The following is a 19267-nucleotide window of genomic DNA, read 5'->3' on the forward strand; positions in this document are numbered from 1 at the left end:
AGCACATCGGCTACGTCTTCCAGATGTTCAACCTCATCCCCTACCTGTCGGTGCTCGACAACATCGCGCTCCCCGCACGCATGACCGCGGGACGCCGCGCCCGGCTGGACGGAGCGGGCGTGAGGGAAACCGCCGCGCAGCTCGCCGATCACCTCCACATCGGCGACCTGCTGAAGAAGCCGGTGACAGAACTCTCGGTGGGCCAGCAGCAGCGGGTCGCCGCCTGCCGGGCGCTGATCGGGTCTCCGGAACTCATCGTCGCCGATGAACCGACCTCCTCCCTGGACTTCGACCGCCGGGAGGCTTTCCTCGAACTGCTCTTTCAGGAGTGCGAGCGCGCCGGCGCCACGCTGGTGTTCGTGAGCCACGACCGCACCCTGGAGGGCATGTTCTCCCGCAGGATCTCGCTCCCCGACGTCAACAAGGCGGTGCTCTGATGCTGGTTTTCGACCTCGCGCTCAAGTCGCTCCGCAACCGCGCCTTCAGCACCTCGCTCACGGTGGGCTCCATCGCCCTCAGCGTCGCCCTCCTGATCGGCGTCGAGAACGTGCGCGCGGGCATGCGCGAGAGCTTCTCCAACACCATCAGCCAGACCGACCTCATCGTGGGCACCAAGGGCGGCACGATTCAGCTGCTGCTGTATTCGGTCTTCGGCATGGGAGCGCCGACGGAGAACGTCTCGTGGGAGGCTTACAGGGAGTGGGCGGACCACCCCGCGGTCGAGTGGACCATCCCCTACAGCCTTGGGGACAGCCACCGGGGGTTCCGGGTCATCGGCACGAACGAGGACTTCTTTCGCCACTACCGCTACCGCGGAGGACAGGAAATCGCGCTGGCGGAGGGACGGGCGAACGAGGGCCTGTTCGACGTGACGCTGGGCGCGGACGTGGCGGCCGAGCTGAACTACGCACTCGGCGACGAGATCGCGGTCACGCACGGGCTCGGCGAGGTGGGCTTCATCAACCACGACCACATGCCCTTCACGGTCACGGGCGTGCTCGCGAAGACGTTCACTCCCGTCGACCGCGCGATCTACGTGACGCTCGAGGGCATGGAGGCCATCCACTGGGAGGACGGCGCGCCGCCGGCGTCGGACGACGAGCACGACCACGAGGCGGAGGCGCAGGCGACTCCCGCAGACGACGGGCACGCCCACGACGAGGCGGAGGCGCAGGCGGCTCCCGCCGACGATGGCCACGCCCACGACGACGAGGCTGACGCGCAGGCGGCCCCCGCCGACGATGGCCACGCCCACGACGAGGCCGACGCGCAGGCGGCCCCCGCCGACGATGGCCACGCCCACACGGAGGATGTCTCGATCGAGGATGTCGAAGTCACGCAGGTCACCTCGTTCTTCGTGGGCACGACGAACCGCCGGGACGTGCTGCAGCTGCAGCGCGAGATCAACGACTTCGAGGACGAGCCGATGATGGCCGTGATCCCCGGAGCCGCGCTGAACGAGATGTGGCAGGGTCTGGCCTACGCCGAGACCGGGCTGCGGCTGGTGGCCATCTTCGTAGTCCTGGTAGGGCTGCTCGGGATGCTGGTCTCGCTCTACACGTCGCTCAACGAGCGGCGGCGGGAGATGGCGATCCTGCGCGCCGTCGGCGCCGGACCCAACCGGATCATCGCCCTGCTCGTGCTCGAATCGCTGTGCCTGGCCTCGGCCGGAGCGCTCGCGGGACTCACGCTGGTGTACGCGCTGCTCTCCGTCGCACAGCCCCTCGTCGAAGCGCAGGCGGGGCTCTTCATCCCGATCCGGCCGCCCGGTTCCATCGAGCTGCTCTTCCTCGGCGCCGTGGTGACGGCCGGATTCCTGATGGGCTTCGTACCCGCGCTCAAGGCCTACCGCACCGCCCTCCACGACGGGTTGGCGGTGCGGGTGTAGCCGGTCGAGGGCCGCCGGGAGCCCTCAGCCTGGCGGCAGCCCTCAGCCTGGCGGCAGCCCTCAGGCGTGGTGGCCGCTCTCAGCCGGCCGGCAGCTCTCGGCTCGACGCGCGGGCGGGCTCCTCCACCTGCGCGTACGCGTCGTGCTCGTGGATCGACTCGAAGTTGATCACGTTGACGCTGAACCAGGTCACCTGGTGCAGCGCGCGGAGACGGAGCGTGACCTCGCGAACCAGATCCTCGACGAACCGCGGATTGTCGTACGCGTGCTCCGTGACCCACTTCTCGTCGGCGCGCTTCAGCACCGGATAGAGCTCGCAGGAGGCCGACGCGTCCACCAGCGCCACGACGTCCTCGATCCACAGCTGCCCCGTGAAGCGCGTCTTGACGGTGACGATGCTGCGCTGGTTGTGCGCCCCGCGCGCACTGATCTCGCGGGAGCACGGACACAGCGTCGTCACGGGAATCTTGACCGTGAGGATGAAATCGTCCTCCACCCCGCTGGAGGCGTCAAAGGCGCAGTCGTACGACAGCAGGCCCGCCGCGCCGGTCACGGGAGCTTCCTTCTCCATGAAGTAGGGGAAGGAGATGCCGAGGTGGGCGGTCTCGGCATGCAGACGCTGGCGCATCGTGCGCAGGATTGCGGGCAGCGCTTCGACCGAGATCTCGTCATCGTAGGAATTGAGGATCTCCATGAAGCGGCTCATGTGGGTCCCCTTGAAGTCGTGGGGAAGGTCTACGGACATGTCGATGTTCGCGATCGTGTGCTGAGCCGCCTTCCGACGGTCCCTCACGGAGATGGGGAAGCGGACATTCTGTACGCCCACGCGGCTGATCGGCACCCTGCGGGTGTCGGGATGGGCCTGCACGTCGGCCAGCGGAGCCGCGTCGAGGATCTTCGTCATATGTCATCAACCTTACCGGGTTCATGCCGTCCATCGGGTTCCACGATCCAGCCAAACTATCGAAAACAGGGCGCGGGGGCTCATATTCCCGCCATGGACGATTCAGCGGAAGGGCCGGGCGGCGTCGTCGCCCGTATCGGCATCCTCTCGGTTTCGGACCGTGCCTCCCGAGGCGAGTACGAGGATCGGGGCGGTCCGGGGGTCGAGGCGTATCTCAGGGATGTCCTCACCTCCCCCTGGGAGGCGGCCACGCGCGTCATCCCCGACGAGACGGAGCTGATCCGCGCGACTCTGATCGAGCTGGTCGACGAGGCCGGGTGTTGTCTGGTCATCACCACCGGGGGCACCGGGCCCGCCCCGCGCGATGTCACCCCTGAGGCGACCACCGCGGTGCTCGACAAGGAACTCGCCGGTTTCGGCGAAGCGATGCGCGCGGTCTCCCGGCCCCACGTGCCGACCGCGATCCTCTCGCGCCAGACGGCGGGGGTGCGGGGTTCGGCGCTGATCATCAACCTCCCCGGGTCGCCCAAGGCCGTGCGCGAGTGCCTGGACGCGGTGTTCGCGGCGGTGCCCGACTGCGTCGACCTCATCGGCGGCCCCCGTCTGGAAACGGATTCGGACAGGGTAGAGGCCTATCGCCCCCACTGACCCGGTGCCACAGCGGGTAGCTTGCATAATTATTCACCATCTGGTATAATCTCCCACTTCTCAAGCGGTTCGTGAGCGATTCTCCCCACTGCCATTCTCGGGATCGATGCATGCATAAAGACACGACGAAGAACGTGAAGCGGGTCGCCCTCGCGTATTCCGGCGGCCTCGACACATCGGTAATGGTCACCTGGCTGAAGGAGAACTACGGCTGCGAAGTCGTCGCGGCCGTGGTGGATGTCGGACAGCGGGAAGACTTTGACGAGATCCGCGACAAGGCGTTGGCGACGGGAGCCGTCGCCTGCCGCGTCGTCGATCTCCGCGAGCGGTTCCTCACCGAGTGCGCGTTCCCGGCGCTCAAGGCGGGGGCCGTGTACGAGCGCCGCTACCTCCTCGGGACCTCCCTTGCCCGGCCCGTGATCGCGGCCGCCCAGGTCGAGGTCGCGCGGGAGTTCGACTGCGACGCCGTCGCGCACGGCTGCACCGGCAAGGGCAACGACCAGGTCCGCTTCGAACTCGCCTACCAGGCGCTCGCTCCGGACCTGGCCGTTATCGCCCCCTGGCGAGAATGGGAGATCACGTCGCGCGAGGACGCCTTCGCGTATGCCGCGGAACGGGACATCCCCGTACCGGGCAGCCCCCGGAAGCTCTACAGCATCGACCGGAATCTGTGGCACACCTCGTTCGAGGGCGGCATCCTCGAGGACCCGACGGCGGCGACGCCGGACGAGTTGCGCGAACTCACGGTGGACCCGGCCGAGGCGCCGGACACCCCGGAGGACGTCATGATCTCGTTCGAGCGCGGCGTTCCGGTCGCGCTCGATGGCGAAACGCTCGATCCGGTGACGCTCGTGCAGAGGCTCAACGAGACCGCCGGAGCCCACGGCGTGGGCCGGGTCGACCTCGTGGAGAACCGGCTCGTCGGCATGAAGAGCCGCGGGGTCTACGAGACGCCGGCCGGGACCGTCCTCCTCGCCGCGCTAGCGGACCTGGAGGCGCTCACCCTCGACCGGGACACGGCGGGCTTCAAGCGCGGCATCGCGGACCGGTATGGGGAACTCGTCTACCAGGGTCTCTGGTTCTCGCCATTGCGGGCGGCGTTCGACGCCTTCCTCGACGAGGCGCACGCCATGTCGACCGGAGAGGTGACCGTGCGGTTGTTCAAGGGTTCCGCGATGCCCGTCGCGCGGACGTCCCGCTACTCGCTGTACCGGGAGGACCTCGCCACGTTCGAGGAGGACTCGGTCTACGACCAGGCCGATGCGGGCGGGTTCGTCCGGCTGTGGGGCCTCCCTTCGAGTCTCGCCGCGCGCGTGCGGGCGAGGGCGGCGAGCGGCGACCGGGACTGGGCCGCGTCCGCTTCCGTCGAGACCGTCCGAAGCTCGGCGAAGCCGATGCAGCGGCCCGGGCGGGCGGTGGCATCCGGGTCGGGCTGAGGCCGCCCGATGCCGGATGACGCTCTCTGGGGAGGGCGCTTCACGGCGCCCGTACATCCGGCGATCCAGGAGTTCACGAACTCGCTGCCGTTCGACCGCCGGCTCGTCCGACACGACCTCCTCGCGAGCCTTGCGCACGCCCGCATGCTGCGCGAGGCGGAGATCCTCGCCGGGAGCGAGAGCGACCTGATTCTGTCCGGCCTGTCGGAGATCCTGCGGGAGGTGGAGACGGGCGAACTCGAGGTCGAGGGCCCGGACGAGGACGTGCACACCTGGATCGAACGCACGCTCGTCGAGCGCGTGGGGGACGCCGGCAAGCGGCTGCACACGGCGAGGAGCCGGAACGACCAGACGGCGGTCGCGCTGAGGCTGTACGTGCGCGAGCGCCTCGAGGACATCCTCTCCGGGGTCGCCGGCCTGCAGCGGGTGCTGACCGGCCAGGCGGCCGCGTTCCGCGAGGCTTTTTTGCCCGGCTACACGCACCTCCAGCCGGGGCAGCCGGTGAGCCTCGCGCACCACCTTCTCGCCCATGTGGCCTCGCTCGGCGCGGACGCGGAACGGCTTCGGGCGGCGCACCGGCTGGCCGGCGTGTCGCCGCTCGGCGCGGGGGCGCTCGCCGGCACGTCGTTCCCGATCGATCCGGCCCGCAGCGCCGCGCTGCTCGGGCTCGACCGCACCTTCGCCAACAGCATGCATATCGTCGGCGACCGCGACTACGTGCTCGATGCGGCCTACGCCTGCGCCATGCTCTCCGTGCATCTCTCCCGCTGGGCGGATGAGATCGTGCTCTGGTCGACGCGGGAGTTCGGGTTCATCGAACTGGACGACTCCGTGGCGCAGGGCAGCAGCATCATGCCGCAGAAGAAGAACCCCGAGGCGGCCGAGATCCTGCGCGGGAAGTCCGCCCGGGCGATCGGGAACGTGACGGCGCTGCTAGCGCTGATGAAGGGTCTTCCGCTCACGTTTAGCAGCGACTTTCAGGAAGACAAGGAACGCCTGTTCGACACGCTCGACACGGCGGACTGGTCCCTCGCCGCAGCGATTGCGGTGGCGCGGGGTGTTAACTTCCGGACGGACGTCATGGAGGACGCGCTCGCGGGCGGGATGCTGACCGCGACCGAACTCGCCGACCATCTCGTCCGCCGCGGCGTCCCGTTCCGGCGGGCGCACCACCAGGTCGGCGAGGCCGTGCGCCTGGCCGAAGAAGGCGGAGTGGAGCTATGGGAACTGGATTTCGAGACCCTGCGGACGTGCTGTCCTTCCGCGGGAGACGAGGTACACGACGTGCTGCGGCCTCAGGCGGCCGTCGCGGCGCACGATTCGCCCGGCGGGCCGGCGCCGGGACGCGTGCTGGAGCAATTGCAGGAAGTCGACCGCGAGCTGGCGGCGCTCGAAGCGTGGCTGGACGGACGCACCGATCCGCCGATCCGGCGCGCCCACATCGAGCAGCGGCTCCTGGATGCGGTGCTCACATGAACCACGCGAGGCTTTCATGACGCTCGAACGCCGCAGGACCCGCGAGCGGGCGATCCTGCACATCATCGATACCCAGGAGATCCGGAGCCAGATCGAACTCGTGGCGGCGCTCGCGCGAGAGGGGATCTCGACCACGCAGACGACGCTGTCGCGCGACTTCCGGCGCCTCGGCATCGTGAAGCGGGCGGACGCGGGCGGACCCAGATACCACCGGCCCGGACGGGATACGACGCCGCCCTGCCCTCAGCGCATGCTCGCGGCGACGCTGAGCGAACTGGCGCTGGACGTCGGCCCGGGCAATGCACTGTTCGCGATTCGCACGCTGAGCGGCTGCGCCAATGCCGTCGCGATCGCCATCGACGAGGCGGATCTCGAGGGCGTCCTCGCGACGGTGGCCGGGGATGACACGATCCTCGTGCTGTGCCGCGACGCGAAGACCCGTTCCGCGCTGGTGGACGAACTCAGGTCGCTCGCCAAACTCTGAGCCCGCGCGTCACCGTGAGAACTGAACCGGGAAGAGCCCCACGCTAGCGGGTGCCGCTTGTGATCGCCTGGCCGGGGTATACGCCGGGCACAAGCCCTCCGTCACGGACCACGGCCGTCCCCTCGACGAGCAGGTGCATCACGCCCTCCGACGGCGCCGCCGGGTCGGCGTACGTCGCGCGGTCGATGATCGTCTCCGGATCGAACACGACGATGTCCGCGTCCGCGCCGACCTGGACCCTTCCCTTCCGCGCCATGACCGGGGCGAACCCCTCGACGCGCTGCGCCGGCAGGATCGTCATCTTCGCGAGCGCGTCCATCAGGCTCAGCGCCCCGCGCTCGCGCACGTAGTATCCGAGTACGCGTGAATACGTCCCGGCGCCGCGCGGGTGGATCGCGGCGTACAGGTACGGGATTCCGTCGCTCGCGATGATCACGTCGGGCTGTGCGACGATCCACTCGTTCGTCTCCTCGCTCCTCCCGTGGATCACGACCCAGCCGCCCTGCTCCCGGTAGCGCCGGAAGCTGCCCGCGTTCAGCCGCTCCGGCGTCCCCGACCACTGCAGGCGGCCGTACTCCTCGTCGGAGCGGCCCTCCCACGGGTCGAACAGGGCCGATTCGATCCGCGTCGAGCCCGCCGTATACGGATAGGACTCCGTCGTGATGTCGATGCCACGCTCGCGCGCCCCGCGGATCATCTCCAGCGTCATGCGCGCCATCTCGTCGGCGCTCGAGTTCATGTGGACGATGTGGAGCGAGGCGCCGGTCGCGAGCGCGTTCGCGATCACCTCCTGGAACGCTCCCAGCGTGCCGCCCGAGTTCTCGCCCCGGATGTGGACGTACGCCGGCGCCCCCTGCGCGGCAGCGAGCTGGAAGACGCGGTAGATCTCCGTCCTCGAGGCGCCCGGCGTGTACGTGATGCCGAACCCGATCCCGAGTCCGCCCTCCTCCAGGCCCGACGCGATGAGCCCGTTCAGTTCGAGGACCTGATCGTCGTCGATCGCCCCGTAGACCGCATCGAACTCGAAGGGGCTGGCTTCGCCCGGCGGCGTCATCACCGAGTGGCCGACATCGAAGCCCGCGAGCAGCTTCGTGCGCGCCCCCGGGTGGCTCACCGTCGCCCCGAAGTGGATGGGCGCCGTCCCCTCGCGGGAGGCGACCCATTCGGCCACCGGGTACACGCCGAGCTCCATCTCGAGGGCCGTCGTCACGCCGTCCAGCGCCTGGAGCTTCGCGCTCACCGTATCCTGTCCGTGTGCGTGCAGGTCGACGAAGCCGGGCGCGACGACGAGGCCCGTGGCGTCGATCGTGTCCCGTCCCGCAACGCCCCCTTCGGCGATGTCCGTGATGCGTCCGTTCGCGACCGCGACATCGCGCACGGCGTCGAGACGCGTCTCCGGGTCCATGACCCGGCCGCCGAGGATGACGAGGTCCGCGACACCTCCCGCCCCGGCGGCCGCGTCTTCGCTTGCGGGGCCACTCTCGGGGGAAGCGCACGCCGCGAACGCGAGGGCCGCCAGCGACGCCGCTCGCCGGCCGCGACCGCCCGTGCGACCCGCGGGGCGATGGATCGTCATGCGACCACCTTCCCGGGGTTCATGAGGCCCTTCGGGTCGAGCGCCTCCTTGATCGAACGCATGGCGTCGACCGCATCTCCGTGCTGCGCCCGCATGTAGGGGATCTTGCCGTAGCCGACGCCGTGCTCGCCGGTGCAGGTGCCGCCGACCGAGATCGCCTGCTCGATCATGCGCGCGTTCACCCGCTTCGCGCGCGCCATCTCCTCCTCATCGTCCGGGTCGATGATGAAGAGGACGTGGAAGTTGCCGTCTCCAGCGTGGGCGACGATCGGGGCGAGGAGACCCTCCGCGTCGATGTCCTCGCGCGTCTTCAGGAGACAGTCGGCGAGCGAGGAGATCGGGACGCAGACATCCGTCGCCCACCCCCGGGCGCCCGGACGGAGGGCGAGCGACGCGTAGTAGGCCTCGTGCCGGGCCGCCCACAGCCGCGAGCGTTCCTCGGCCCGCGTGGCCCACTCGAAGTCCGTCCCGCCGAGTTCCTTCGCGATCAGACCCACCTCGGTCGACTGTTCCTCGACGCCGGCGGCCGTCGCGTGGAACTCGAAGAAGAGCGTGGGACGCACCGGGTAGTCGAAGTCGGAGTACCGGTTCACCGCGTCCATCTGCACGTCGTCGAGGAGTTCGACCCGCGCGACCGGCACCCCGCTCTGGATCGTGTAGATCACCGCGTCCACCGCGTCGGCGAGCGTCGGGAAGGAGCAGACCGCCGAGGCGATCGCCTCCGGGATCCCGTGCAACCGCAGGAGGACCTCCGTGATGATGCCGATCGTGCCCTCGGAGCCGAGGAAGAGCCGCGTGAGGTCGTAGCCCGCGGAGGATTTTCTCGCGCGCCCGCCCGTCCGGATCACCGTCCCGTCGGGGAGCACGACGGTGAGCCCGAGCACGTTCTCGCGCATCGTGCCGTAGCGGACCGTGGTCGTACCCGAAGCGCCGGTCGCGGCCATCCCTCCCAGGCTCGCGTCGGCCCCCGGGTCGATGGGGAAGAAGAGGCCCGTCCCCTTCAGGTGCTGCTCCAGCGCCTTGCGCGTCATCCCCGCCTCGACGCGGCAGTCCATGTCCTCGGGGTTCAGGTCGACGAGGCGCGTGAGGCCGCTCGTGGCGATCGTCACCCCCCCGCGCAGGGCGGCGACGTGCCCTTCGAGCGAGGTCCCGGCGCCGAACCCGATCATCGGGGCGCCGTGCCGGTGGCAGGCGCGCACGACCGCGGACACCTCGGCCGTGGACTCGGGGAAGACGACCGCGTCGGGCGGCTCGTTGGTGTGGAACGACTCGCCTTCGCCGTGCTGGCGGCGCATCGCCTCGGCCGTCGTGAACCGGTCGCCGAACACCTCTTCGAGTTCGTTCTCGAGCGCCGCCGGGAGCGGGGTCCGTTGCGTCGGTGCGGTCGTACTCATGCCGGACGTTGCCGCCGGGCCCCGCCGTTCGTCAAACGCCGTCCCGGGGACGCCGATCCCGCAGGCGGTCTCTTGACCCGTCCCGGCGCCACCCGGACTTTGCGCGCATGGACATGCGTGGAGTGATGCTCTTTCTGCATCTGGTCGGGCTGGCGCTGTGGTTCGGCGTCACCCTTTCGCTCGCGATCCTCGGCGTCCGGGCCAACAAGACGGGCGACCGGAACGTGATCGCGTTCATCTATCGCGCCGGCCACCGGCTGCTCAGGGGCCCCGGGCTCCTCGGCATGCTGCTGACCACGATCGCCGGCTTCGGACTCGCCGGCCTCGGCGGCTACGGCGTCTTCCGGCTCACGCCGCACTGGCAGTTTCAGATGCAGGTGCTGGGACTCATCGCCTTCGTCCTCGCGGTCGCGATCCAGATCCCCAACTCGGGCCGGCTCGCGCGCGCCGCGGAGGCCTCCGCCAACGCCGATGAGGACAGCGCCTCGTTCGTCCGCTTCCGGAAGACGAACGCGATCGTGGCCTCGATCAACGGCGCCCTGATCCTCATCGTCACCCTGCTCGGCACTATCCGCCCCATGTAGGCGGCGTCAGTCGGAGGGCGAAGCGAAACCGCCGAGTTGCGCGAAGTGGTTTGCGCGCCGGTAGGCCCATTCCGCAGCCTCCAGGTTTCCGTGCAACTCCTCGGAAGCTCCCTGGAAGATGTGCGCCGTGTAGTAGGCGCCGGGGATGTTTGATCTCGTGGAGGGATCCGGCCACTCGTCCCATGCCAGGACGTCATCCACGAGGAACACGCCTTCCAGCAGCTCTCCGGTGCGGATCCGGTCGTTCCACGTCGGCAGCGGCGAGTCGGAAAAGTACTCGCTCAGGTCAACGAGGTTTTCGGAGGCCTCGAGCGGCCCGTCCACGAGCTTGAAGGCGAGTCCCTGCCGGACGAGGTGCGGCTGAAGCTGCCACCGGTTCCACACGGGGGTCGCCGTCGCCGCGAAGTACACCGGCCGGTCCCCCAGCGCCTGCCGAGCGATCTGAAACACCCGGATGTCCGCGGGCGGCACCACGTCGCCCCCGCGCACCGTCCCCGAGATCCCGTCCGCGAGTTCGTAGGTCGAGTCCTCCGGGACGGACAGAGACCGCGAGAGGTCGTCGATCCCCGCCTCGGGTGGGGGGATGGCCGAGCGCGTAGGCGGCGTCGCGGCCATCTCCGCGTACAGCTCCGCCGCCGTCGCCGGGTCGAACGGCCGCTGGCACACGATCGTCGTCGGAGAATCCTCCGGTGACTCCCCCGGTTCGCACGGCTTCGTCAGCCGCCGCAGCTGCCGGTGGTACCAGTCCGTCCCCAGGTACGACCGCACGATCACGGTCACGTCGCGCCGGATCCCCTCCACCTCCTGCAGATACCAGAGCGGGAAGGTGTCGTTGTCGCCGTAGGTGAAGAGCACGGCGTAGGGTTCGACGGACTGCAGCATGTTGTAGGCGAGGTTGCGCGCGGCGCGGTCCCCCGTCCGGTCCGCCTGGCCGAAGTTGAAGAAGAAGGGGATGAGGCCGAGCGCGAGGAGCGCCGCCGCCTTCCGGTGCCCGGGGCCGAACCCGGCCGGTATCCGCTCCGGCTCGCGCCCCGCAGCGGACGCGGTCCACCGTCCCCACAGGGCGGCGAGCCCCAGCCCGGCGTAGATCCCCCACATCTGGAAGCCGATGATGAAGAAGTAGTCGCGTTCGCGGACCTCGTGGGCCGCGATGTTCGGCGCCTCCTCCCAGTACATCGAGTAGCCGTACCTGAAGTTCAGGTAGTAGACGAGCAGCAGCGTGACGGTGAAGAAGAGCGTGCCCGCGTAGACGAACGTCTTCCGGTCGCTCCGCAGGTGGGTCCACAGGCCGATGAGCGCGAGGAAGAGGAAGAGGATGCTCACGGCGACCCGGGCACCCGGAGGCAGCGAGCGCGCCCACTGCCAGTCGAAGTACTGCCAGTAGTTCGCGTACTGGGCCGACAGCGGCGCCTGGCGCAGCTTGACCGGGGTCGGAGCGTACTGGGCGCGGATCAGCGATAGAGCGAGCGGTTCGCACGCCACGGCGAGCTTGCTCTGCCCGTAGGGGTCGTCGATCCGCCGCGGCGTGACGGCCGCGAGGAGCGTGGGACACTCGGGGTCCGCCTCGTCGATGATCGGGTTCTGCGCCGAGCGGATGGGGACGAAGAGGAACTGCAGCGAGTAGCCCACGGCGAGGAGCGCCACGGCGGGTCCCAGGACGCGCGGGTTCAGGGCGGCCCGCCAGCGGTGCAGCAGCACGAAGGCGGCCAGCGCCAGCGCCGGGAGCATCGACATCGTGTGGTTCGCCCACCCCAACCCGAGCAGGAGCGCGATGAGCAGGAGAAGACGGTTGCCGCGCACGGCGTCCGCCCGGTCCATCCAGACCATGGCGAGGTAGCTCACGAGGGCCACGACGAACATCGAGAGGGGATAGACCTTCTCGTTCAGGTTCGACTGCGTCCACACGGTGAAGGCGGTGGCTCCGATCCATACGGCCGCGATCGCGGCGACGAGCACCTCGTGCCGGTTCTCCCGGAAGCGCCCGACGATTCGGACAACGGCCAGGAACCAGAAGAAGCTCGCCCCGGCGGAAAGCGTGGCGCCGAGCGCGTTGATCCGCAGCGCGACGGGGAGGCCCGTAAACCCGGTCAGGAGGTCCCACACGCGACCGACGACGACGAAGAGCGGATTCCCCGGCGGGTGGGGGAGCCCGAGGATGTGCGCGGTGGTCACGTACTCCGACGCGTCCCAGAACCCGACCGTCGGAGCCAGCGTCAGGAGGTAGAGAACCCAGATCGCGGACGCGGTCAGCAGCCCCCAGGCCCGCAGCGTCAATGGGCCGACCTTCTCCCGCTGCACGTCAGTGTGGTGTCGCGACATCACACTCAGTTCGCGGGGGCGCCGAGACCCGCAAGGAACCCGAAGCGGTCCGCGCGCTGATACGCCTGTTCGGCGGCTTCCACGTCGCCCAGGTGCTCCTCCGTCATCCCCTGGAGGTAGTACGCGAGATAGTACTGGGCCGGGATGCTCGACTGGGTGGACGGCTCGGGCCACTCCTCCCATTCCAGCACGTCTTCGACCTCGAACACCTCCCACAGCAGTTCCGCCGTGCGCGACCGGTCGTTCCACGTCGGCGAGATCGTGTTCGGCATGTACTCGCGCAGGTCCACGAGGTCGTCGGTCGCCTCCAGCGGCGCGTTCACGAGCTTGAAGGCGAGCCCCTGCCGGACGAGGTGCGGCTGCAACCCCCACTTCCCGTACACCGGCGGGGCGGTGGCCGCGAAGTAGACCGGCCGGTCCCCGAGCGACTGCTGCATGATGTGGAACACGAGGATGTCGGGGTACAGGACCGAGTCCCCGGCGCGCACGGTCGCCGTCACCGCGCTTGAGACCCGGAACGCCGTGTCCCGGGCGATCGCGATCCCCGGCGTGAGTCCGTCGATCTGCTCGTCGGTCAGGGCGATGATCGAGCGCGAGGGGGGCGTCGCTTCCGCGTCGGCGTACGGGCTCGCCGCATTCGCCTCATCGAAGGGGCGCTGGCACACGACGGTCGTCGGGGAATCCGCCGCGGACACCCCCGGCTCACACGGCGTCGTCAGCGACCTCAACTGCTTGGGATACCAGTCCGTCCCGAGGTAGGAGTGGACGATGACGGTCACGTCGCGCCGAATCCCCTCCACCTCCTGCAGGTACCAGAGCGGGAACGTGTCGTTGTCCCCGTTGGTGAACAGCACCGCGTACGGCTCCACCGACTGCAGGATGTTGTACGCCCAGTCGCGGGCCGCGCTGTCCTCCGTCCGGTCCGCGCGCGCGAAGTTGAAGAAGAAGGGGACGAGCGCGACCGCGAGGATCGGCGCCGCCCTCCGGTGCCGCGCGCTGAATCCGGCCGGGTGGCCCTCGGGCAGACTTGTTCTTTCCGGGGACACCACGCTCCTCTGCCCGGCCGGGACGGTCCAGTTGCCCCACAGCGCGACGAGCCCCAGTCCGGCGTAGATCCCCCATAGCTGGAAGCCGATGATGTAGAAGTAGTCCCGCTCCCGGACCTCGTGCTGGAGGATGTTCGGCACCTCCTCCAGGTAGAGGGAGTAGCCGTGCTTGAAATTCAGGTAGTAGACGAGGAGCAGGGTGACCGTGAAGAAGAGCGTGCCCGCGTAGACGAAAGTCTTCCGGTCGCTCCGGAAGTGGGTCCACAGACCGAGGAGCGCGAGGAAGAGGAAGATCATGCTGACGGCGACCCGGCCGCCCGGCGGCAGCGAGCGCGCCCATTGCCAGTCGAAGTACTGCCAGTAGTTCGCGTACTGGCGGTGAAGCGGAGCCTGGCGCTGCGTGACCGGCCCCGGGCCGTACTGGTCGCGGATGAGCGAGAGCGCGAGCGGCTCGCACGCCACCGAGATCTTGCTGTTCCCGAACCGGTCGTCGATCACGCTCGGCGTGACGGCCGAGAGGAGCGTCGGACACTCCGGGTCCGCCTCGTCGATGATCGGGTTCTGCGCCGACCGGATGGGAACGAAAAGGAGCTGCACCGAGTAGCCGACCGCGAAGAGCGCGACCCCCAGCCCGAGGACGCGCGGGTTCAGCGCGGCCCGCCATCGGTGCAGGAGGACGAAGAGCGCCAGCGCCGGACCCGGCAGCAGCGACATCGTGTGGTTCGACCAGCCCAGACCGAGCAGAAGCGCGATCAGCACGAGCAGCCGGTTCCCCCGCGCCGAATCCGCCTCGTCCACCCACAGCATCGTCAGGTAGCTCACGAGCGAGACGACGAAGAGCGAGAGCGTGTAGACCTTCTCGTTCAGATTCGACTGGGTCCACACGGTGAAGGCCGTGGCCCCGATCCACACCGCGACCATCGAAGCCACGAGGATCTCGTGCCGGTTCTGCCGGAAATGCGCGACCATGCGCGCCACCGCGAGGAACGAGAAGAAGCTCGCCCCGGCGGAGAGCGTGGCGCTGAGGATGTTGATGCGCAGCGCGACCGGGAGTCCCGTGAACTCGAGCAGCACCGTCCACACGCGCCCGACGAGGACGAATCCCGGATTCCCCGGCGGGTGCGGGAGCCCGAGGATGTGCGCCGTCGTCACGTACTCCGACGTGTCCCAGAACCCGGTCGTCGGCGCGATCGTCAGCAGGTAGAGGGCCCACACGGCGAGGGCCGTCACGAGTCCCCACAGACGCAGCGTCAGCGGACCGATCTTCTCGCGCTCGATGCCGTTCATCACGCCTCTGCCAAGCTCCTCTGCTCAGGAAGTTCGCGCGGGAAGATACCGCCTCCCCAGCTTTGCCGCCGCACCCGCAACACCTATTCTCATGACTGAGCCAGGGCCGCGGCGCTCCGCCCGCCCTACCACCCAGTCGGCGACCCAGATCGCCGGGAGGTCAGTTGTGGACCTGCGATGCACGGCGGTGTTCCGGAAAGTTCCTGAAGGCTACATCGCCTTCATCGAGGAGTTTCCCGGCGCCAACACCCAGGGCGCTTCGCTCGAAGAAGCGCGGTCCAACCTCCGCGAAGCCATCGCCCTGGTGATCGAAGCCAACCGGGAAATGGCCCGCGAGGACGTCGGCGGCCGCACGGTCATAAGAGAGCCCATCACCGTCACGGCGTGAAGCGCCGGGCTTTGCTGCGGCACCTGACACGGCACGGTTGCGCCTTCCTGCGTGAGGGCGGCAACCACACGCTCTACATCAACCCGACGGCCAAGAAGGTCTCGACGATCCCCCGACACAACGAGATCAACCGGGACCTCGCCCGAAAGATCTGCAAGGACCTCCAAGTTCCCCGGCCTCCCGACAGCTGAAATGGCGAGCGGCTCGCGAGACGTCGCGCTTCACGAACCGGAGCGGGTGAGGGGCCAGAGTTGGACGTATTCGATCTGGAATTCGTCGTAGGTGGCGCCGAGGAGGTAGTCGGGGCCGATCTCGAAGATGCGCAGACCCGGCGGGGTCTCCAGGAGACCGAGGACCCGGCCCGCGGGGTCGAATACGGTCCAGATCCGGCGCGTTTCGCCATAGTGGCGGTATTCCTCGACCCAGAGATGCTCGAGTTCATCTACGCGGACGCTAGTGAAGGCCGGGAAGGCGTCCGTCAGCGGCATGTCGGCCACGTCGGCCAGCGCGGCGGACCGTTCCGGGCCGGACAGGTTCTCGTACCGCCGGGCGAAATGGGCGTTGAGGCCCGCGCGGGTCGGGCGCCGGGCCTCGTGCTCCAGCCGCACGATCCTCGCCAGCCGGCCGTCGGTGGCGTGGGCGCGGAATTCGTAGCGGTCGTTCGTGCCCAGCACGACCAGGTCGCCCCACACGGCGGAGATCGGGTTGCGGCCGAAGGGGTGCGGCCGGACGGACATGTCTTCGGCACTGGCCGCCCACTCGCTGCCGGGATGCGTGCCCAGCGTCGCATGCACGCCGCCGTCCGGCTCGACGACCGCGTACTCCACCTCCCGCCGCGACAGGCCGTCCGGGAACTCGCCACCGGTGAAGCGAAACCCGGATGAGGACACGACGACCAGCTTCCCGTCCGGCAGAACTCCGGCCAGGCTCTGGTAGGGATCCGGCAGCCGCGAGGTGCGGCCGAGTTCTCCGTTTGCGTCGAAGACGGAGAACCGCCGCTCGCCAGTGTCCGACGCCGAGATGGAGTCGCCGGGCCAGGCCCCGACTCCGGAAGGAGCGCCGAGGCTGAACTCCCCCGGCCCCTCGCCCTGCCCTCCCCAGGACTGCAGATGGGTCCCGGAGGCGTCGAACGCCCGCAGTTCGCCGGAACCCGCGTTGGCGACGAGGATCCTTCCATCCGGCAGGCGCGTCGCGTCCGCCACCCGAAACAGTTCGTACGCGGGGTCGCCCTCGACGGCCCCGATCGAGAGCGCGGGCTCCGCCCCGATCCTCCAGCCGACCCGCGTGTCCGCCGCGGGCGCCTCGTTCTCCACGATCGTCACACCCGCACTGTCCCGCACCACCGCCTGAAGGCCCGCGCTCGCCCCCTGTGCGCCGCCGTACGCAGCGAAGGAGGCCGCCGTCGCGAATAACCCGCCGCAAACGATGTGCCGCGTGGCGTGCCGCATGGTGTGCCACTCCGGATTCCGGGGTCTCACATACGTCCTCCAATATCCTGCAGTGCCGTGGGAAGGGGGTAGAGGGAGACGTATTCGATGTCGAGTTCGTCTTGCTCAATGACGATGAGATGCCGCTCGCCAACGCGGGTCAGCCTGGTGCGCGCGGGGAGCGCGATGCGACCGAGAAGACGCCCTGCGCCGTCAAAGGCGAGCCAGCGCTCGCCGTCCGGATCGCCGGGGCGGCTCCACTCCTGCACCCAGAGGCCGCCGGCCGGAGTGGCGCGAAGTCCGGACACGGTACCGAACGCCTCGGCGGCCGGCGCGGCGTCGAAGAACCTCGCCGCCTGCTGCCGCGCCTCGGGGGGCGCGCCCTGGATCGTCTCCTCCCGCGCCGCGTCCACGTGCGCCCGGGTGACGGTCCGGTCGCGCCCCGTCCAGCGGATCCGTCGGGTCAGCCGCCCGTCGGGATCCAGGATCCTGACCTCGTACGCGTTGCCCGTCGTCAGCGCGATGGCGTCGTCCAGGGCCGCCGCACCGGCCAGACCTTCGAAGTGCCGGGGCAGGAGCCGCGTTTCCCCCCCGATGTCGACGGGTCCGAGGTGCCATCCCGGGACGTTGAACACCGTGTCCCGCAGCGCTCCGGACCCGGTGTAGCGGAGGCCGATGAGCGGCGACCAGGCGAAGTCCCGCGCTCGCGTCATCAGCAGGCTGGTAACGAGTACGGTCCCGTCCCGGAAGCGCCCTCCGGGCAGCGGGGCGGCCGGGAGCGGGCGCATCGGGTTTACCGAGAGGAAGCTCCCGCCCGCGGTCCAGTAGGCGAGGCGTCGATTGCGCCAGTCATAGATGACGAGGGAATCCGACCCCGCCTTCCACACCCTCTGCGGGAGACCGAATTCGCGCGGGCCTTCGCCGAGAGACCCGAAGTGCGCCCGGAGCGTGCCATCTGTGGCGAAGATGCGGATCAGGGGCTCGATCTGGCTCACCACGACGACGGATCCGTCGTCCAGTTCGAGGGCGTCGGGGACGCGGAACATCTGGTATTCGGGCGGACCGTCCTGTCTTCCCAGGCGCAACGTCGCCGGCCCCGGCAGGCCGAACTCCGGGATATCGCCGCGGTTCTCGACGATCTCGACGCCCGCGCTGTCGCGTACCTGGAAGTCCTGGGGCGAGGCGCCGGACGCCGTATCGCATCGGATCCACAAGGCGGCGGCAACCAGGATCGTCGTCCTGCGGACGTTGTTCATGTGTTCCTCCCGCTACGGGATTCGGGTGAAGCGGACGCGGGCGGCGCGCGAGACGTCGAGCGAGTCGCGCGTCGTGCCGTAGAGTTCCGTTTCGGTGACCCAGGCGGGGTATGCGAGGTTGCTGACCCCGCGCGGCCAGCGGTATCGCGCCTCCAGCGTGCCCTCGCGATAGACGTCGGCCTCGCGCATCTCATCTCCGTCGACCCCCGTCTTCTCCACCCACAGCCGGCCGGCGCGGTCGAAGAAGAGTTCGGCCAGGACCGGCTTGCGGTCGGGGACACCGAACGGATGGTCGCGCAGGTCGAACCTCTCCTTCTCCTGGTCGATCCGGGCCTGCGCGCGGCGGCGCTCGTCCGGACTCAACTCCGGTCCCTGCAGCGGCGCCTCGAGGCGCGACGTGCTCCCGTCGGGATGGTGGAGCGCGATCGCGTACGCGGAGTTGACGGCCGTGGCCCACCAGCCGCCCGACCCGTGCCCGTGAATCCACAGCGGACCGAAGGGCTGGTAGACGAAGAATGTGGCGGCCTGATCTCCTATCCTGATGTCGACGGGGCTGAAGCCGGTGGCCTGCTCCTCGGCCGTGGCCATCGGGACCGTGTCCACGGCCATGCCCGGACCCAGGTGGAAGCGCGTGAGCCGGGTTTCGCCGGCCGCCATGCCGAGGTCCACGAGCCGGCCCTCGGCGTCGAAGGTGACCGGAGCGACCAGGTTGAAGGAGGCGTTGACGCTCCTGAGGCTGCGCGCGTACTCCGCGCCGTCGTCGCCGAGCCTGAACGCGCTGTAGCGGGCGCTCTCCCGCACCCACAGGAGTCCATCGGGCCCGAACGTCATGCAGCAGGGGTTCGTCAGCTCGCCGGGACCGTCCCCCTGGCCTCCCAAACGGAAGGCGAAGCGCCCGTCCGCCTCGAACACCCGCACCTCGTGCGTCTGGTAGTCCGCGACGATCACCCGCCCGCGGTCGTCCGCCACCACGGAGCCGATTCTCGTGAACAGGTACGGATCTTCTCCCTCGACTTCGCCGATCTCGAGGTCGATCGCCCCTTCGAAGACCGGGACCTCGGGAGGCGGAGCGGGGGGTTCATCGGCGCACGCGGCGACGCCGGCGAACAGCACGACCGCGACCGCGAGGAGCACGACCCTCACCGGGATTCCGG

17 protein-coding genes are annotated in these 19267 nt (G+C 69.3%); 9 read left to right on the plus strand and 8 right to left on the minus strand.

What is annotated here, in order from left to right:
- Both RN729_RS06290 and RN729_RS06295 read left to right on the plus strand, forming a co-directional pair.
- Window positions 1-437 (plus strand): ATP-binding cassette domain-containing protein (locus RN729_RS06290; RefSeq protein WP_310782827.1); only part of this gene is annotated, 437 nt, incomplete at its 5' end.
- Window positions 437-1888: an ABC transporter permease gene (locus tag RN729_RS06295; protein WP_310782828.1), complete on the plus strand. Its 1452-nt coding sequence runs from the start codon at window positions 437-439 to the stop codon at window positions 1886-1888. The genes RN729_RS06290 and RN729_RS06295, both read left to right, overlap by 1 nt.
- A gap of 79 nt (window positions 1889-1967) precedes the next feature.
- Here the strand turns inward: RN729_RS06295 and folE2 are convergent, their stop codons facing one another.
- The gene (gene folE2, locus RN729_RS06300) at window positions 1968-2792 is read right to left on the minus strand and encodes a GTP cyclohydrolase FolE2 (RefSeq protein ID WP_310782829.1); all 825 of its coding nucleotides are present in this window, start codon (window positions 2790-2792) and stop codon (window positions 1968-1970) included.
- Window positions 2793-2885: 93 nt separating this feature from the next.
- Between folE2 and mog the strand changes: the two genes are divergently transcribed.
- The 4 genes from mog to RN729_RS06320 all read left to right on the plus strand — a co-directional run bounded on the left by mog (window position 2886) and on the right by RN729_RS06320 (window position 6836).
- On the plus strand, window positions 2886-3440 hold the full coding sequence (gene mog, locus RN729_RS06305) for a molybdopterin adenylyltransferase (protein WP_310782830.1): 555 nt from the start codon (window positions 2886-2888) through the stop codon (window positions 3438-3440).
- Window positions 3441-3550: 110 nt separating this feature from the next.
- Window positions 3551-4876, plus strand: coding sequence for an argininosuccinate synthase (locus RN729_RS06310; RefSeq protein ID WP_310782831.1), 1326 nt, complete (start codon window positions 3551-3553; stop codon window positions 4874-4876).
- A gap of 9 nt (window positions 4877-4885) precedes the next feature.
- The gene (gene argH / locus RN729_RS06315; RefSeq protein WP_310782832.1) at window positions 4886-6352 is read left to right on the plus strand and encodes an argininosuccinate lyase; all 1467 of its coding nucleotides are present in this window, start codon (window positions 4886-4888) and stop codon (window positions 6350-6352) included.
- Window positions 6353-6368: 16 nt separating this feature from the next.
- Window positions 6369-6836, plus strand: coding sequence for a hypothetical protein (locus RN729_RS06320; protein ID WP_310782833.1), 468 nt, complete (start codon window positions 6369-6371; stop codon window positions 6834-6836).
- A 43-nt stretch (window positions 6837-6879) separates the two neighbouring features.
- On the opposite strand, the gene RN729_RS06325 is transcribed toward RN729_RS06320, so the two are convergent.
- Together RN729_RS06325 and RN729_RS06330 are read right to left on the minus strand one after the other, a co-directional pair.
- Window positions 6880-8412 carry an amidohydrolase family protein gene (locus RN729_RS06325; RefSeq protein WP_310782834.1) on the minus strand — a complete coding sequence of 511 codons (1533 nt, stop codon included), beginning with the start codon at window positions 8410-8412 and terminating at the stop codon, window positions 6880-6882.
- A complete protein-coding gene (locus tag RN729_RS06330) occupies window positions 8409-9806 on the minus strand; it encodes an FAD-linked oxidase C-terminal domain-containing protein (RefSeq protein ID WP_310782835.1) in 1398 nt (465 codons plus the stop codon). The genes RN729_RS06325 and RN729_RS06330 overlap by 4 nt, the downstream gene beginning before the upstream one ends.
- Before the next feature lie 107 nt (window positions 9807-9913).
- On the opposite strand from RN729_RS06330, the gene RN729_RS06335 reads away from it, so the two are divergent.
- Window positions 9914-10390: a DUF2269 family protein gene (locus RN729_RS06335; protein WP_310782836.1), complete on the plus strand. Its 477-nt coding sequence runs from the start codon at window positions 9914-9916 to the stop codon at window positions 10388-10390.
- Between the two features lie 6 nt (window positions 10391-10396).
- On the opposite strand, the gene RN729_RS06340 is transcribed toward RN729_RS06335, so the two are convergent.
- Together RN729_RS06340 and RN729_RS06345 are read right to left on the minus strand one after the other, a co-directional pair.
- Window positions 10397-12664 carry a DUF2723 domain-containing protein gene (locus RN729_RS06340; protein ID WP_310782837.1) on the minus strand — a complete coding sequence of 756 codons (2268 nt, stop codon included), beginning with the start codon at window positions 12662-12664 and terminating at the stop codon, window positions 10397-10399.
- Between the two features lie 50 nt (window positions 12665-12714).
- Window positions 12715-15042, minus strand: a complete 2328-nt coding sequence (locus RN729_RS06345; protein WP_310782943.1) for a DUF2723 domain-containing protein — start codon at window positions 15040-15042, stop codon at window positions 12715-12717.
- A gap of 166 nt (window positions 15043-15208) precedes the next feature.
- Here RN729_RS06345 and RN729_RS06350 point away from each other — a divergent pair, with 166 nt between their 5' ends.
- Together RN729_RS06350 and RN729_RS06355 are read left to right on the plus strand one after the other, a co-directional pair.
- On the plus strand, window positions 15209-15430 hold the full coding sequence (locus RN729_RS06350) for a type II toxin-antitoxin system HicB family antitoxin (RefSeq protein ID WP_310782838.1): 222 nt from the start codon (window positions 15209-15211) through the stop codon (window positions 15428-15430).
- A complete protein-coding gene (locus RN729_RS06355) occupies window positions 15427-15621 on the plus strand; it encodes a type II toxin-antitoxin system HicA family toxin (RefSeq protein ID WP_310782839.1) in 195 nt (64 codons plus the stop codon). The genes RN729_RS06350 and RN729_RS06355 overlap by 4 nt, the downstream gene beginning before the upstream one ends.
- Before the next feature lie 30 nt (window positions 15622-15651).
- Here RN729_RS06355 and RN729_RS06360 read toward each other — a convergent pair whose 3' ends face one another.
- From RN729_RS06360 to RN729_RS06370, 3 genes are read right to left on the minus strand one after another with little or no spacing between them, the layout of a single operon-like run.
- Window positions 15652-16878 (minus strand): hypothetical protein, encoded by a 1227-nt coding sequence (locus RN729_RS06360; protein ID WP_310782841.1) that lies wholly within the window; start codon window positions 16876-16878, stop codon window positions 15652-15654.
- Window positions 16879-16904: 26 nt separating this feature from the next.
- Window positions 16905-18113 carry a hypothetical protein gene (locus RN729_RS06365; protein ID WP_310782843.1) on the minus strand — a complete coding sequence of 403 codons (1209 nt, stop codon included), beginning with the start codon at window positions 18111-18113 and terminating at the stop codon, window positions 16905-16907.
- 12 nt (window positions 18114-18125) lie between these two features.
- On the minus strand, window positions 18126-19256 hold the full coding sequence (locus RN729_RS06370) for a 6-bladed beta-propeller (RefSeq protein WP_310782845.1): 1131 nt from the start codon (window positions 19254-19256) through the stop codon (window positions 18126-18128).
- Window positions 19257-19267: the final 11 nt, after the last annotated feature.

The sequence above is a fragment of the Candidatus Palauibacter polyketidifaciens genome, assembly GCF_947581785.1.
Taxonomy (GTDB): domain Bacteria; phylum Gemmatimonadota; class Gemmatimonadetes; order Palauibacterales; family Palauibacteraceae; genus Palauibacter; species Palauibacter polyketidifaciens.

What these genes read in the sequence shown, in the direction of transcription:
- RN729_RS06295 (WP_310782828.1), top strand. Translation starts at nt 437, where the DNA reads ATGCTGGTTTTCGACCTCGCGCTCAAGTCGCTCCGCAACCGCGCCTTC.
- folE2 (WP_310782829.1), bottom strand. Translation starts at nt 2,792, where the DNA reads ATGACGAAGATCCTCGACGCGGCTCCGCTGGCCGACGTGCAGGCCCAT.
- mog (WP_310782830.1), top strand. Translation starts at nt 2,886, where the DNA reads ATGGACGATTCAGCGGAAGGGCCGGGCGGCGTCGTCGCCCGTATCGGC.
- RN729_RS06310 (WP_310782831.1), top strand. Translation starts at nt 3,551, where the DNA reads ATGCATAAAGACACGACGAAGAACGTGAAGCGGGTCGCCCTCGCGTAT.
- argH (WP_310782832.1), top strand. Translation starts at nt 4,886, where the DNA reads ATGCCGGATGACGCTCTCTGGGGAGGGCGCTTCACGGCGCCCGTACAT.
- RN729_RS06320 (WP_310782833.1), top strand. Translation starts at nt 6,369, where the DNA reads ATGACGCTCGAACGCCGCAGGACCCGCGAGCGGGCGATCCTGCACATC.
- RN729_RS06325 (WP_310782834.1), bottom strand. Translation starts at nt 8,412, where the DNA reads ATGACGATCCATCGCCCCGCGGGTCGCACGGGCGGTCGCGGCCGGCGA.
- RN729_RS06330 (WP_310782835.1), bottom strand. Translation starts at nt 9,806, where the DNA reads ATGAGTACGACCGCACCGACGCAACGGACCCCGCTCCCGGCGGCGCTC.
- RN729_RS06335 (WP_310782836.1), top strand. Translation starts at nt 9,914, where the DNA reads ATGGACATGCGTGGAGTGATGCTCTTTCTGCATCTGGTCGGGCTGGCG.
- RN729_RS06345 (WP_310782943.1), bottom strand. Translation starts at nt 15,042, where the DNA reads ATGAACGGCATCGAGCGCGAGAAGATCGGTCCGCTGACGCTGCGTCTG.
- RN729_RS06360 (WP_310782841.1), bottom strand. Translation starts at nt 16,878, where the DNA reads ATGCGGCACGCCACGCGGCACATCGTTTGCGGCGGGTTATTCGCGACG.
- RN729_RS06365 (WP_310782843.1), bottom strand. Translation starts at nt 18,113, where the DNA reads ATGAACAACGTCCGCAGGACGACGATCCTGGTTGCCGCCGCCTTGTGG.